The following is an 812-nucleotide window of genomic DNA, read 5'->3' as shown; positions in this document are numbered from 1 at the left end:
GTTTAAATCAGCAATATGTTCAGCGTTGTACTTCATAATTAACCTATATATTCATAACGTTCTCTACCTTCACCTTAGTGCGCATTCACGGCTCAAGCAATAGCAAATAAATAGAATTGATAAGTGATACCAAATTGAATGATTAATCGTCGTATGGTGGGTTTATTTTAGTTAGATTGCGTGATTTGCAGCCACTTAAATTCTGAACGATGTTTATTGGGAAGTGGTTGTAATATATTGTGTTACTAGAAATATATTGCATCCAGCTAATATTGTATAAAAAGGAAACGCATCAGTGAGAGTGAACAAAGTAGCATTAACGATCAGTATGCTATTTGCTATCTCAGGTTGTCAAAGTACACCCTCAGAGCAGACAGGCGCGAACCAAACCACAAATGACAATGAATCAACAGTAGAGGTCCGTTCATTTCAGTCTGTCCAAAGTGTTTACTCCGAGTGGGAGACTAAGCTTGAAGAACACGCTCAATTGTCTCTCTATGCTCCAGAGAATTACAATGAACTATTAGACGCTTGGGATGATGCTGAAAGCATTTATGCGGACTTACTGAAAGATCAAACACGGTTAACCAAGAGTTACTCGATTTTTTCGACATTAACTTACGCTGAAGCCTTTGATGAAAAAATCGCGTTGATTCGATCAAATTATGACTCGATCTTAGTGCTAAAGGAAAAGGCTGACAGAGTATTAGCCGACTCGATAGTGCAAATGGATTACTTAAAGTTTCTTGGTGCCGACACTATGTTTGCATCGAGCTACAAGCGCTTGTATTCAGAATACAGCGAGCTGTTTG

1 pseudogene is annotated in these 812 nt (G+C 38.4%); it reads left to right on the top strand.

Features of this window, described 5'->3' with window-relative positions:
• Positions 1 to 295: 295 nt before the first annotated feature.
• Positions 296 to 812: pseudogene (locus tag AB4653_RS22660) on the top strand (ATPase); the annotation flags it as partial.

Origin of the sequence: Vibrio sp. 10N.222.48.A3 (assembly GCF_041475345.1) — a bacterium.
GTDB classification, from domain to species: Bacteria; Pseudomonadota; Gammaproteobacteria; order Enterobacterales; family Vibrionaceae; genus Vibrio; species Vibrio tasmaniensis_A.
The sequence above is the reverse complement of the archived record's forward strand: the minus strand, read 5'-3'. Positions and strand labels throughout refer to the sequence as shown.